12 protein-coding genes are annotated in these 14,586 nt (G+C 39.2%); 5 read left to right on the plus strand and 7 right to left on the minus strand.

The window, feature by feature from the left end; genetic code table 11:
• Positions 1-249: 249 nt before the first annotated feature.
• From J7R13_RS00910 to J7R13_RS00935, 6 genes are all read right to left on the minus strand, one after another.
• Positions 250-2,232 (minus strand): MacB family efflux pump subunit, encoded by a 1,983-nt coding sequence (locus tag J7R13_RS00910; protein ID WP_208437053.1) that lies wholly within the window; start codon positions 2,230-2,232, stop codon positions 250-252.
• A gap of 3 nt (positions 2,233-2,235) precedes the next feature.
• On the minus strand, positions 2,236-3,462 hold the full coding sequence (locus J7R13_RS00915; RefSeq protein WP_208437054.1) for an efflux RND transporter periplasmic adaptor subunit: 1,227 nt from the start codon (positions 3,460-3,462) through the stop codon (positions 2,236-2,238).
• The gene (locus tag J7R13_RS00920; protein WP_208437055.1) at positions 3,459-4,943 is read right to left on the minus strand and encodes an efflux transporter outer membrane subunit; all 1,485 of its coding nucleotides are present in this window, start codon (positions 4,941-4,943) and stop codon (positions 3,459-3,461) included. The genes J7R13_RS00915 and J7R13_RS00920 overlap by 4 nt, the downstream gene beginning before the upstream one ends.
• Before the next feature lie 60 nt (positions 4,944-5,003).
• Complete coding sequence (locus J7R13_RS00925; protein ID WP_208437272.1) at positions 5,004-5,819, minus strand: exodeoxyribonuclease III; 816 nt, start codon at positions 5,817-5,819, stop codon at positions 5,004-5,006.
• Between the two features lie 30 nt (positions 5,820-5,849).
• Positions 5,850-6,458, minus strand: a complete 609-nt coding sequence (locus J7R13_RS00930) for a LolA family protein (protein WP_208437056.1) — start codon at positions 6,456-6,458, stop codon at positions 5,850-5,852.
• A gap of 115 nt (positions 6,459-6,573) precedes the next feature.
• Complete coding sequence (locus J7R13_RS00935; RefSeq protein WP_208437057.1) at positions 6,574-9,009, minus strand: FtsK/SpoIIIE family DNA translocase; 2,436 nt, start codon at positions 9,007-9,009, stop codon at positions 6,574-6,576.
• A gap of 474 nt (positions 9,010-9,483) precedes the next feature.
• On the opposite strand from J7R13_RS00935, the gene J7R13_RS00940 reads away from it, so the two are divergent.
• Positions 9,484-10,764, plus strand: coding sequence for a ubiquinone biosynthesis hydroxylase (locus J7R13_RS00940; protein WP_208437058.1), 1,281 nt, complete (start codon positions 9,484-9,486; stop codon positions 10,762-10,764).
• 921 nt (positions 10,765-11,685) lie between these two features.
• Here the strand turns inward: J7R13_RS00940 and J7R13_RS00945 are convergent.
• Positions 11,686-11,973 (minus strand): H-NS histone family protein, encoded by a 288-nt coding sequence (locus J7R13_RS00945; RefSeq protein WP_208437059.1) that lies wholly within the window; start codon positions 11,971-11,973, stop codon positions 11,686-11,688.
• A 725-nt stretch (positions 11,974-12,698) separates the two neighbouring features.
• On the opposite strand from J7R13_RS00945, the gene J7R13_RS00950 reads away from it, so the two are divergent.
• From J7R13_RS00950 to trwL (J7R13_RS00965), 4 genes are all read left to right on the plus strand, one after another.
• On the plus strand, positions 12,699-13,355 hold the full coding sequence (locus tag J7R13_RS00950; RefSeq protein WP_208437060.1) for a lysozyme family protein: 657 nt from the start codon (positions 12,699-12,701) through the stop codon (positions 13,353-13,355).
• Positions 13,356-13,483: 128 nt separating this feature from the next.
• The gene (gene korA, locus J7R13_RS00955) at positions 13,484-13,786 is read left to right on the plus strand and encodes a KorA family transcriptional regulator (RefSeq protein WP_208437061.1); all 303 of its coding nucleotides are present in this window, start codon (positions 13,484-13,486) and stop codon (positions 13,784-13,786) included.
• Positions 13,746-14,060: a VirB2 family type IV secretion system major pilin TrwL gene (gene trwL / locus J7R13_RS00960; protein ID WP_208437062.1), complete on the plus strand. Its 315-nt coding sequence runs from the start codon at positions 13,746-13,748 to the stop codon at positions 14,058-14,060. The genes korA and trwL (J7R13_RS00960) overlap by 41 nt, the downstream gene beginning before the upstream one ends.
• Positions 14,061-14,197: 137 nt before the next feature.
• The gene (gene trwL, locus J7R13_RS00965; protein ID WP_208437063.1) at positions 14,198-14,512 is read left to right on the plus strand and encodes a VirB2 family type IV secretion system major pilin TrwL; all 315 of its coding nucleotides are present in this window, start codon (positions 14,198-14,200) and stop codon (positions 14,510-14,512) included.
• Positions 14,513-14,586 lie beyond the last annotated feature (74 nt).

Below are 14,586 nucleotides of genomic sequence, written 5' to 3' on the forward strand. Positions count from 1 at the left end.
AAAACCCTCAAGTCATCACACACCATATTTGTATAGCTACAAAATATAAGGGCAATTTATTCATGATAGGTTGTGCCGTAAAACTTCATCCTTTAACGTTATATAAAACACGCTCCACTTAACGAAGTAAGCATTTTCTAAAAAGGGCAGCGAATAATGCTAAACTTTGCCCCGCCATGTTTCGCTTCATAAACGCTTCATCCAAATAAAAAGCATAACAACAACCGTATTAACTACAATGATTAAAGCTTAATCGCGTGAGAGTGCGACAACAGGATCCAAACGTGAAGCTTGCCGCGCTGGCGAAAAGCCAAAACATATCCCAATAAGGGTGGAAAAAGTAAGGGATAGGATGATCGAATCGATTGTATAAATCAGGTGGATAGGCGCCTTAAATAGAAGAAATAAACCACCGATAGAAAGCCCAAACAGAATCCCAATACCACCACCAATCATACAAACCAAAATTGCTTCAATGAGAAATTGCTGCAAAATATCACTTTGGCGCGCTCCTACTGCCATACGCACCCCAATTTCATTAATCCGTTCAGAAACAGTGACCAGCATAATGTTCATCACTCCAATACCACCGACAATCAGTGAAATAGCTGCAATTGAAGACACTAAAAGCGTTAAGATATGTGTGCTTTCCATAATACGCTCACGAAAAAACTCTGAACTTCTAATAAAGAAATCTTCTCCACCATGGCGCATAATGAGAAAATGCCGCACCATCTTTTCAGCTAAATGTGAATCAATATGATCAGCAAGTTTAACCGTAATTGCCCGAACTTGTGTCGTTCCAAGAAAACGCGTTTGCACTGTCGTATAGGGCAAATAAACCTGCAACGTATTTGAAGTACCTCCCATATGTTGCGGATCTACAACACCAAGAATACGCACGGGCACATTACCCACATGCACAACCTTTCCAATGGGATTCTCATGACTATGAGGGAAAAGCACAGAAAGTGCTTCTTTTTCGATCACGAGATCAATGGCTCGCTCATGCACACTTTTCTGATCAAACAATCTCCCTTGAACAGCTTTGAGTCCTTGTGTTTGAAAATACTGTTCTCCCACCCCAGAAATCATAGCATTAGCTGCAACGTCACCAAAACGTATGGTAGAACTCGTTGAAAGTTGAGGTGTTACACCAGAAATATAAGGTAATCCAGAGAGAGCTTCTGCATCCGCTTCCACCAAGCTTGTTATTTTTTCTGCTTGTGGATCAGAGAGGCTTTTTCCAGGTAAAATTGTTAATGTATTAGAACCCAAACTTTTAAAATTTTCTAGAATTTTCTCTCGTGTACCATTTCCCAAAGCCACCATAGCAATAATCGCCCCAATACCGATAATCACCCCAAGCATTGTTAAAAAAGTCCGCATGCGATGCGCATTCATTGCCAACAAAGCCATAATAAAGGCTTCACGAAAACGCTCCGTAAAAGAACGAAAAAAACCAAGCAACTTTTGGTCTTTCAGATTTTGTTTTTCCTGAAGAGGTTTGTCCTCACGCCTTTTTTTTATAACTTTTGAGACATTATCAGCAATAATTTCTCCATCACTGATTTCGATAATACGCTCTGCTCTTTCAGCCACCTGCATATCATGCGTTACAATGATAATGGTGCGCCCTTCTTGATGAAGCTCATCCAAAATACGCAACACTTCTTGACCACTCTGTTTATCCAATGCACCGGTTGGCTCATCAGCAAGAATAACTTCTGCATTATTCATCAGGGCACGGGCAATAGACACACGTTGTTGCTGACCACCTGAAAGTTGATTTGGACGATGATTTACTCTATCCCCCATACCTAAACGCGTTAAAAGATCTTGTGCACGTTTTTTTCTTTCGCTCGGTGCACACCCTGCATAAATAGCTGGAATTTCGACATTGCCAAGAGCTGTCAATTCATTCAACAAATGATAACGCTGGAAAATAAATCCAAAATGATTGCGCCGCAAAGCAGACAATTCATCAGCAGTAAGAGAGGCTGTTTCTTTTCCTGAAATCCAATAGCGCCCAGAGGTTGATCGATCAAGGCAGCCTAAAATATTCATCAAGGTGGATTTTCCTGAACCAGAAGCCCCCACAATTGCCACCATTTCACCACGCTTAATGGTTAAATTAATATCTTTCAAAACAGTGACAAATGTTTCGCCGGCGGGAAACTTGCGCACAACATTTTCCAACACGAGGACAGCATCTGCTTTCTCTGCTTTCATGCTTTAGCTCTCATCTTCGTGATGTTCATCAGGAATATCTGGCATCACTCCATCGCGCGAACCTGTAATCACCACATCACCCTCATTAAGTCCTGAAACAATCTCTGCCATAACTTTATTATTAAGCCCAACAGTCACCTGTCTTGCAACCACCTTATCTTTCCCCTCCAAAACAGAAACCCATGCTTTACGTTCTTTTGTCTCATCGCGTAAAGCATCACTTGGAACCAACAAAACATTCTGAGCACGCCCTAAGATAATGTGAACTTGTGCGGTCATATAAGTCCGCAAAAAATTATCCGCATTATCAACATGCACAACCCCATTATAATAGATAGCCGAAGATATGAGAGCGCTAGAGCCCCCCACAGTACCGGGATTAATACTCACATCAGCGCGAATTGATTCGGGAGCCGGATCTACCCTTTCTAAAACGCCTTCATAACGACGCTGCGAATTTCCCAAAACGGTAAAATAAAGAGGTTGTCCGGCTTGGACTTTAAGAATATCGACTTCTGAAATTTGTGCTTTAATTGTCATTTTTGACAGATCACCTAAAATAACAATTGTTGGTGCCGATTGAACCGCATTAACATTTTGCCCTTCTTCTACAACCGTTGCTAAAACTGTTCCCGCTGAAGGAGCAGTTATCCGAGTATACCCTAGATTGACCTCTGCACTGTCCACATCAATCTGTGCTTGTACAATCTGCTGCCGAAGCTGAGCAATCTGCGCTTCGCGTATTTTCACTTGTGTTGCAGCATCATCGAGATTAGCCCGTGAAATTGCATGTGATTCAATCATTTTTTTCTGACGCTCTAAATTTTTCTGCGCAAGAGAAAGATAAGCTTCTTGTTCTACCAAACTCGCATAATAATGGGATAATGCTGCTTTTTTTCTTTTCAGATCATTTTCTTGATCTGTAGGATCAATTTCTGCCAAAAGATCCCCTTCTTTCACAACACTTCCTGGGAAAACGCGCATTGACACCACCCGCCCTGTTGCACGTGCACCAACAGCTACCAACCGATAAGGACGCACAAGACCAGAAGCCAAAACACTTTCCTCGATATCACCACGCTTCACCACTGCTGTCATATAAACCGGCGATGATGTGCCCCAAAAAACAGAACGAAGCCATAAAAAAAAGAGGAGAAGAAGGATACCAGTTAAAAATAAGGAAAGTTTTTTGTGTTTTGTAATGAAATTTTTTATAAAACTTTTTTTCATTGCCCTACTCTCGTATGCGAACGGGGTGCACCATCAACGACTTCCGGACGTGAAACATCAACCACACCATCCCAACCACCACCCAATGCCTTCATCAAGGTAATATATTGAGTAACCAAAGAAACACGGCTATCTTTAAGCGCCATTTGCGAAGAATAATAAGAGCGATTAGCATTTAACAATTCAAGGAAGCTGGTATTTCCATTTTCAAAGAGACTCCGCGAAAGTTCTAATGAATGGAGCGAAGCTTTATTTGCAACAATAAGCTTTTCTAATCGCTGGTGCTCTTTTGTCAATCTCACAAGCGCATTTTCCACGTCTTCTAGAGCTCCTAATACAGCAGCCCGATAAGTAATAAAAGCTTGATCACGCTGTGCACGTGCTACCGCCACAGACGCCACAACCTGCCCTCCATTAAAGAAAGGAAAACGAATCCCCGGTCCAAAAGACCATCCAATCGTTGAATTTTTCCATAATTGATCGATTGCCGTTGCACCTGTAGAAATATTCCCAGTCAAAGAAAGAGAGGGATAGCGATCCGCTTCACGCTGACCAATGCGTGCTGTCGCTTGGGCATATTGACGTTCTGCCCGTCGCAAATCCGGACGCGTCAACAAAATATCAGCTGGAATCCCCGCTGGTATTGGCCACTTTGGCTGCGGAATCTTTGCGTGCTTAGCATTCTTTTGCAAAAGGTCCTTCAAAGCCATAGGCACACGACCAGTTAAAACAGAAAGGCGATGAATGCTCATCGCTAAATTCGCTTCCATTTGTGAAATATCTGCTTCTGTATTTGCCATTTGTGCTTGGGCATTTGAAACATCAAGCTCAGAAATATCACCAGCCTTCAATTTGGCACGCATCAATTCATATGTTTTACGCTGAGATAAAGCAATTTGTCGCACAATCAACAATTTCTGTTGCCAACCACGCATTTGAACATAATTTGTTGCCACATCTCCCAACAGCGTCACCATTGTTGCACGCATATCTTCCACAGCCGCGTCAAGACCATAACGTGCTGCTTCCACCGCCCGCTTACGCCCACCAAAAAAATCAAGTTCCCAACTCGCATCAAACCCACTACGATATTGACTGAAAACCGCATCAGATTGCTCAGAATGACTACGTGTTCCTGAAATTGAACTTGACACACTGGGCAAAAGAGATCCCACAGCTTGCCCTAAACTAGCCCGCGCTTCACGAACCCGTGCTTTGGCAACGGCAACACTATTATTTTCAGAAATCGCATAATTCATTAAGGCATTTAAAACAGGGTCATTTAAACGCCGCCACCATCCTGCAAGCACATCCGCACGCCCAGACGTCTGCGCAGTTTGTTCACCCCAACTTGTTGGAACACGAAAAGATGTTTTCTGGTAATTAGGACCAACCATACATCCTGATAATATAAAAAAACACAGCAAAACACTATAGAGTAATCTATTAAAAGCAATACTTTTGCGATTTCTGATATGCATTTAATCTCCTGCATTTTTTCAGAATCAATACTATTATTAATACTTTATTTACTTCTTATTTCAGACTTGACGTGAAAAATCAAATATAGTTTGTACTGGAACATGATCTGAAGGCTGCTTCCACCCGCGTGCAACACGAAAAACCGCAAGATCTTCCATAAAAGGAACGAGATCTGGAGAAGACCAAATATGGTCAAGCCGCCGCCCACGATCCGCAAGCGCCCAATCACGTGCACGATAACTCCACCATGTATAAAGCTTGGTAGGAATGGGAATATGCAACCGCATCAGATCCACCCACCCACCTTGGCAACATAAAGCCTGTAAACGCTCAGTTTCAATGGGTGTATGGCTTACAACCTTCAACAATTGCTGATGAGACCAAACATCCTCTGCCAAAGGCGCAATATTCAAATCACCCACCAAAAGGGAAGAAAGACCATCTCCCTGATCAGCGCGAATGGAAGACATTTCTTCTAAAAAATCAAGTTTATGACGGAATTTTTCATTCACATCGGCGTCAGGAACATCACCCCCAGCGGGAACATAGAAATTATGGATCCTCACATCTCTGCCATGGGCTTCAACAATAACCGAAATGTAACGGCAATCTTCCTTTTGACAAAAAGAACGCTTTTCAACACTCTTAAAAGGCAAACGGGATACAACCGCTACACCGTTGTAAGATTTTTGTCCGCTCAATGCGATATGCTTATATCCAGCCGCTTCAAAAGCCTCAACTGGAAATAAAGCATCTGGACATTTTGTCTCCTGTAGACACAAAACATCTGCCGCAAAGATATCCAAATACTGAAAAACCTGCGCAAGACGCAAACGGATAGAATTAATATTCCAAGTCGCAATACGAAAGAACATTCGTTTCAATTCCGATACTATAACAGTGCACTATTTTTTTGAGGGAAGCGTGAACATCCCATCAGCAAACCTAAGGCCCGTCCGTACATTCATGATTTGAACAGTAGTTTCCAGATTTTGTTGATCAACAATTGTCCACTGCCGTAAAAGTGTGTTTTTAGAATCAAACACCATCCTTATTTGCCCTGCTCCAATGCTTTTATCCCGCAGAACAATTGTCACCGCCCCTGGATCTTCACGAAATGCTAATAAACGCCCTGTTGAAACATTAATCTTATCATCCAACAAAAACTTCATTGGCGTTTGAGAAAGCTGTGAAAAATTCCACGTATTCAGAGCACGATTGTTAATGCCAACAAATTGACCATCTGCAATGATCTGTAAAGGTAATTTTTTGTAAATAAAACGAATCTTTCCTGGACGCTCTAAATAAAATGTCCCCTGAGACGTTTTTCCCTTTGGACTAAACTGAATAAAATCACCTGTCATTGTTTTAATCGCTGCAAAGCGATTGACAACGTTCTGCGCTCTTACCACTTGTTGAGATGATTGTGAAACAGCAGGAAAAGTTAAGCTCCCAAAAACAATAATTCCAGCAAATGCAAAGATTTTTCTCCGCAGTAAAAAAAACGTTCCCATAAAAAAATGCTCCCAAGCGATACTGTTTTACCTTGCTAAAACAGCGAATGATAGATAAATACCCTCCTTTAAACGAGAAAGATATTGTTTTTAAAAACTATACAAAGCTTTTATTTTAAAAGCGTTCTTCTTCGGCAGGCACCAAAATTTCCCGTTTCCCTGCATGATTTGCCGGACTAATAATACCCTCTTCTTCCATCCGCTCAATCAGTGAAGCAGCACGGTTATAGCCAATGCCTAAACGGCGTTGAATATAAGAGGTTGAGGCCTTACGATCACGCAGAACAATAGCAACCGCTTGACTATAGGGATCATCTGCTGCAGAAGAAATCGAAGAAGTATCTGTATCATTTTCTGAAATCTCCTGCGTAATGTTTTCCAAATAATCGGGCCGTGCTTGCGCTTTGAGATGCACCACAACCTGCTCAACTTCATCATCAGCCACAAAAGGTCCATGAACACGCTGAATACGCCCTCCTCCCATCATGAAGAGCATATCACCTTGTCCCAACAACTGCTCAGCTCCCTGTTCACCAAGAATTGTCCGGCTATCAATTTTTGAACTTACAGAAAAAGAAATACGTGTAGGAAAATTGGCTTTAATCGTTCCAGTAATCACATCCACCGAAGGACGTTGTGTCGCCATAATCACATGAATACCAGCGGCACGCGCCATTTGCGCTAAGCGCTGCACAGCCCCTTCAATGTCTTTGCCGGCGACCATCATCAAATCAGCCATTTCATCAATAATGACAACAATATAGGGCATAGGACTAAAATCAAGCGTTTCTGTCTCATAAAGAGGTTCACCCGTCTCGTGATCAAATCCAACTTGAACTGTACGAGTTATTGTTTCTCCCTGATTTTCGGCTTCTTTGAGACGCGCATTAAATCCATCAATATTGCGGACACCAACTTTTGACATTTTGCTGTAGCGCTCTTCCATTTCACGAACAGCCCATTTAAGCGCAATAACGGCTTTTTTAGGATCTGTTACCACGGGTGTTAACAAATGGGGAATGCCATCATAAACCGAAAGTTCAAGCATTTTCGGATCCACCATGATGAGACGACACTGTTCGGGTGTCATGCGATAAAGAAGTGATAAAATCATCGTATTAATAGCAACAGATTTTCCCGATCCTGTTGTACCAGCGACCAAAAGATGCGGCATTTTTGCTAAATCTGCGATAACCGTCTCACCCCCTATAGTCTTGCCCAAAGCAAGCCCTAGTTTTGCTTTACTCTCAATAAATTCTTGTGCCTGCAACATTTCCCGTAAATAAACCATCTCACGCGTTGCATTGGGCAGTTCTATTCCAATCACATTACGTCCTGGAACCACAGCAACACGCGCTGAAATCGCACGCATCGAACGTGCAATATCATCTGCCAAACCAATGATACGGGAAGACTTAATACCAGCTGCCGGTTCAAATTCATACAAAGTCACCACCGGACCAGGACGTGCATCAATAATTTTTCCCTTCACTCCAAAATCTAACAAAACACCTTCAAGTTCCTGTGAATTTGCTCTTAAGGCAGCAGGAGAGAGTTTTGCATCCCTTACTGCTGGAGGTGGAATAGAAAGATAATCCAAAAGTGGAAGAAGAAACCCCCCGTTGGAAGAAGCCGTTAAAGACTTTAAAACACGGGTTTTCACGGGAGAACCGAGTGCCTTATCTTGCCTTTCTTGATCTTTCATTTTTTCATCAAGAAAAACCGGTTCAATCCGATCAAATGACTTTCCTTGTCTCTTAAAGCGACTTTTGAAGGAGAAAAGGCGAAAAAAGCGCGCTTGTAAAAAATAAAAAAGATGTAAAATGGCTCCAAAAGTTGTAACAAAAAAACCGTGCTGCACCCCCTCTGCGGCATATTCTGTATCTTCTGATACTTCAAAAACTTGATAAACGTTTTCGTTCTTCTGAGCACTTTTTGCTTTACTTTTCTTTGTCCGGCGTCGCCACACCACATTGCCTGCAAAAGCAGCAATAAAAAAACTTAAAAGGAGAAAAGGCATACTCAAAAGCACATTTTGAAATGGAGAAAGAAAAACAGGAAAGATGAAAGAAGCAGCACTTAAAACTTTATCCCCCAGAACTCCCCCCAAGCCCATCGGCAATGGCCAATACGTAAAAGAAGCAATAGGTGTCATAAGGGCAAAAGAAATTAAAAAACAAATTGTAGATACCACCCATAAAAAAAGGCGAAAAATCAAATTGTGGATATCCTTTTGTGCCAACAAAAGAAACGACCAAAATAGTGGCGGTAAAAGAACACCAAGACTTGCCAAACCAAAAAACTGCATAACAAAATCTGAAAAAATTGCCCCTGGCCACCCCATAAAGTTTGTAATCTTATTTGTATTTGCATAGGTTAAGGATGGATCTGCAACATTCCAAGTTGCCAAAGCAAAAACGCAAAAAACAACGAAGCCAAAAAGCCCAAGCCCAATGAAAACACCAATCTGGCGTAAAAACATCTCAATAAGCCGTGAACTGTAAGATTTTTGCGCTTCTAATGAATCATAAGGAGAAGAACTTTGGTGCATCCATTAATTCCAAATACAAAATTTTCGCATTAAAGAGTTGTAAAATTATGACCGCAAAACATTAATACAGTTTTAACCATCATAGTCATAACAAATGCTTACCCTGTAGAGTGTCATAAAAAATTATCCTTCAAAATAGTGATACTAAGACATCTTCATGCATCATGAAAAATAGAATGTCATCGTTGTTTGATTTCAGTTTTCTTTTGCATCAACTAAGTATACAAGTATACAAAGTGTAAAGTTAAACAGAATATTTAGGATAAGATTTGCTTAGTGAAGCTATGAAGTAAATCCCATAAGTGGTTATCAGGAGGAATAAACCAAAAAGTCTTCTTGTTTCATAGATCTGTGTAAATCAAGGAATCTAGTTCTGTAGAGCAAAGAGAAAACCACGATATTATGAAAAGGGCATGTTAAAGAAAAATATCCTGTTTAAGAACAAACAAATTACCAACAATGGAATAAAATATTGTGTATTCTGATCTTAATAAAAGTGAAAAAAACAATAGAAAAATAAAATCCAATAAAAATATAAAACAATGCGATCTTCTCATTGCTGGGGGAGCGGTTGTCGGTTTAACACTGGCAATAGCACTCAAGCAATCAGCTCCTGAACTGAAAATTAATATCGTTGATGCTGCTCCTCAAGAAGAATTCCCCGCTTCCAATATACGAACTATTGCCCTTTCTGCTGCTTCTATTCGTATGTTAGAACAATTGCAATGTTGGGAACATATAAAACCTTATGCCCAACCCATTCATTCTATGATCATCACGGATTCATGCACAAATGATCCAGTCAAACCAATTTTTTTAACCTTTGAAGGAAATATCACCCCCAACGAACCCTTTGCTACTATGGTGGAACATGGAGAGCTCATCCATGCTTTAAAAAAGCGTATAAAAGATCTCGACATCGCTGTTATTTCAAACATGCGAGTCATTGATTTTCACCAAGAAGACCAACATACAACTATCACTTTAAGCAATAAAGACATTTGGCAAACGAAGTTGCTGATTGCAGCCGACGGAGCACATTCAAAATTACGTGAAAAAGCAGGCCTGAAAAACTTTTCTCATCCTTATAAACAAACGGCAATTATCTGCACTATTGAACATGAAAATCCCCATCATGGACAAGCAACTCAACATTTTTTACCTGCCGGACCTTTCGCTCTTCTCCCTCTCAAAGGCAATCGATCTGCTATTGTATGGAATGAACACCATAAAATGGCGCAATATTACCTCAAAGCTGACGCTCTTATTTTTGAAACAGAACTCGAAAAACGCATTGGTCATAGACTTGGAAAACTTTCCTGGAATGGAGAGCGTCAAGCTTTTCCCTTGAGTCTTTCTTTAACACGTCACTGCATCAAACCTCGTTTTGCTCTCATTGGCGATGCTGCCCACACAATCCATCCTCTTGCAGGACAAGGACTCAATTTAGGGCTACGTGACAGCGCCGCACTCGCTGAAATTATTATCGAAACAGCACGGTTGGGTCTCGATATCGGATCCCTCATAGCTCTAGAACGCTACCAAAGCTGGAGACGTTTTGAAACTGTGCGTATGGCTTTAAGTAATGACTGGCTTAATAAACTTTTTTCTAACGATAATCTCTTCTTACGAATGTTCCGTGATACTGGTCTTGGAATTGTCAATCAGGCACCAAAGCTAAAAAAATATTTTATTCAGGAGGCTGCCGGACTCACTCCTAATGCTCCGCGCCTCCTTCATGGGCTTCCCATTTAAGAAAAATGAATAAAAGTCGTACTCTTTTATTTTTTGTCATCACGAATAAGACTCTCTTTCTTTTATCAAAAGAAGCTCTCTGCTTAATTTGAAATATCAAGATTTTAAGAAAATTCGTTATGATATACAATAAAGCTGCCAATACCCTATGCCATCATATTATGTAACAACTGATACGTCGCAATCTACCACTTCCCACACAAAAGAAATGTAGATAGAAGTTAAAAAGTTTCTCCACCTTTTTATTTTCAACGCGCTCTTTAAATTCCATTAATACAGATAACAAAACCTGATAACAAACATTTCACAATGTGTCACAAAATTATATTAGACTAATATTAGCCACAAAAATTTTATTTTCTAAGATATTTTCTCATCAAAACCACACGAACAATAAAAAGATAAAATATGATGCCTAATGTATATAATTTTAAAAGAGAAAGACCAGTTAACTTCATAAAAGCACCAGACTAATGACGAAGCAGAATTTCAAAAATATAAAGACATGCGCCTGACAAAATATTATTTACAACGGTAATTTATCAATTTTACATATCGAGTTAAACCTTCAAATACAGTAAAATTCGTTGGTTTTAATCTTTTTATGACAAATCAACAAAAACTATTCTCTTGCACGTTACAAGAGGAAGCAATATAGAAACAAAACTATTTAAGATGAAGAGTAAAAACGCTTCTCCTACATCACCTTAATATGAGAGCAACTGCAATATTTTTGGCGAGCAAATAGAATAAAAGCAACAGTTATTATGTTGATATACTATTTGTATTTGAGCAAAGTTGTTGTGCTTTTATGACTTTATTTGATAACTTAGCTTTTTATACATTAAATCACCCAAAAAAATACACTTTTTAAGTTCATATTTCTTGCTATTCCTTCACTTTGCAAATATCGCATACGTATTATGTCACTTCTAATTCTTCAAGCGTATAACCATTCTCCAACCATTCTTTAATCCATTTAGGTCTACGCCCACGCCCATTCCACAATTCCCATTGGTTATTGGGATTTCTATAATGACGCTCTTTATTCACAAGATCAGCGATATCAATTCCATGTGCACTAGCAATTTCAAGAATTTTCCGCCGTGCATTCTGCCTCTCTTTTGCCTGCCGTTTTTTTAATTCCACATCGATTTGGGCACGCATCTCTTGTAACTCATCAAAATTCATATTTTTGAGATCATTCACCTTAATTACTCCCCTTGCAAAAAAAGAATTGTGATTTGCCATACTTTAAACACAATTATATACAAGTCTTGCCTATTTGTTATCGAAATTAAAACTATGACGAATATATCATTTTGATGGAGATGTGCTTTGAACCACGAAGAATTGTTCGTTTGTGTCTCAGTTGTCACAATCATTCCCTTTCTCAATTCGATCATTGAAATTGGTAACCGGAGTGTAAAAGAACTCCTGCACCTCTCTGAATCTCATGAATCAGCGGTCAGAAATGAATATAAATCGCCACTTTATAAACTATGGCAATACATGACAAAGGGCAAGCCTTCTTTACATAATGATAGTGCATTTTGTTCTAACAATAAAAAATACTTCCCGACACAACAGATTTCTTCTTCATATCCATACTTTCTTAAAAGGTTTAGACAATCGGAGAATTATACAAGACAATTAGCTTTTGTAGCTATTTCAAAACGATTATTGTTTAAAAGTAATTTCCCTTTCTACAAATATAATGACTATAATACTGGTTGTGGGTTTGTTTCATATATTTGCCCAGCCAATCGGATATTAGCATACGTTAAAAGTCAGATCTATGGTTGCAAAAAATATTCTAAGCTGAACGATTTCGCTTTGCGAATCTGTAGAAACGTAATGGAGCAGCAGTCAGAGAAGCTACGCAGATTCAATACTTACATCAGTAAAATTTTTTATCATCGGATGTATTGCTTATGACTGTTCCAAATCTCATGATGCTTACTGCTTTCTGTACGTCTGTTGCATGTCTTATGTCGTTTTCGACTGTTATCATGCAGGAGGCGCGGAATGATATCTACACAACGGGTGTGAATGATAATCGTGGATTATCACATCAGATATCCCTGTTGAAAGAAGCAATCGTAATAGCTGATCAATTTAGACAGGATAGACATAATTTTGACGCAAACTTACGACAAATTGATGTCGGAAATCTGGGGCGGTTTGGTGTCTCTTTCTCTGATATGTTTAGTCTTTGTAAGAGTCTTAAAGTTGTAGGAACTGTTTTAACACGTTGTTACGAGCAAATGGCATCGAGATATGAGTCTGAGCGAACTGCATTGCAGGATGCGTTGGGTTTTTATAATGTGGAAAATTTCGAAAATGATTTTACTGGTACTGATGTGCAGAGAGTTGCTTCACGTGTCCGAGTGAAGAATCTTATGCTTTTAGATGAGGAATCGCAAGAACCTGTGAAGCTTTATGCAGAAGAGTCAAAACAGAAAATTGAAACGAAGTCTCTTTCGACCTCCTCAGAAGAATTAGCAGATGTGTTTGCCCATAAAGCAAGTGGTGTTCATGATGCTTTCACAGTAGAAGATTCTTCTTCATCGGAAAGACAACAGGAATAGTGCTGACTGCATTTATGGATTAGAACTATGACTTTGATAAGATACAGAGATGGAAAGTAGATAAAGAAGTGTTAAAGCTCTAATTAGTATAAGATTGAGTAAATTTTTTCTAATTAAGGGCAGAAATAATGAAAATGATAGAACAAAATAGTGTTGATATAGCGTTTAATCAAAAGGTAGCGCGTGAGATTACGATTGTGATGTGCTCAGAAAGAAAGTGGTACTTTACATTTGTTGCAGATGATCCAATAACCGGCAGTCCCAATAAATATACGCTTCTTACACAAAGAGGTAAATTGAGAACTTGGGCTGATCCGAAATATCTCTTTAAATTTCTTCATGAAAGAGGAGTTGTTTATGGCAGTTTTAAACTTAATCAGGACGAAAAACATGAAACAAGCAAATATTCTTCTAACAACAGTGAATTATAAAATCGTTGAAATTGTTGTAATTTTGACTACGTTTCTCATGGCTCATCCTGTATGTGCCCAAGCACAAAATTTAAATAAAGTAAAAACTATTTTAGAAAAATTCAAGACCGAGTTGGGCACAATTATTCCTATTGCCGCTGCTGTAATTCTTCTGTGCTTAGCAATTGGTTATGCCGGACGTTACATAGAAAAGGATACATTTGTACGGTGGGCAATCGGTGTTGTCATTGCGGGATCTGCAGCTGAAATTGCCAATATGTTATTTACGAAATGAGAATGAATCATAGAAGAAAATCGTGCGAAAAGAAAAACCTAGATTTCAATGTCTTTGTACATATCAATGAAGATATTATTTGCATAGAAAAAAAGAGGTTATTCGTACCAGTTATAATCTGAATTGGGGTAAATAATATGAAACAATCAAATACTCTTGGAGCAATAGTTAATTATAAATTCATGAAAATTATGGCAATAGCCGTTGTGTTTTTTATGACTCATCCTTTATGTGCTCAAGCACAAAAACTAGATAAGGTAAAAGGTATTTTAGAAAAATTCAAGGGTGAGTTGAATGTAATTATTCCTATTGCCGCTGCTGTAATACTTTTGTGCTTAGCAGTTGGTTATGCAGGGCGTTATATTGAAAAAGATACGTTTGTACGGTGGGCGATTGGCGTTGTCATTGCGGGATCCGCAGTCGAAATTGCCAACGTCTTGTTCAAACCATGAGTATAGATCGTGATATATTCTTTCTTATTTAAGAGGATTTCTGAGTTTCAATAATTTTATAGAGATCTGTATAT

The sequence above is a fragment of the Bartonella taylorii 8TBB genome (assembly GCF_902825155.1).
Taxonomy (GTDB): Bacteria; Pseudomonadota; Alphaproteobacteria; order Rhizobiales; family Rhizobiaceae; genus Bartonella; species Bartonella taylorii_A.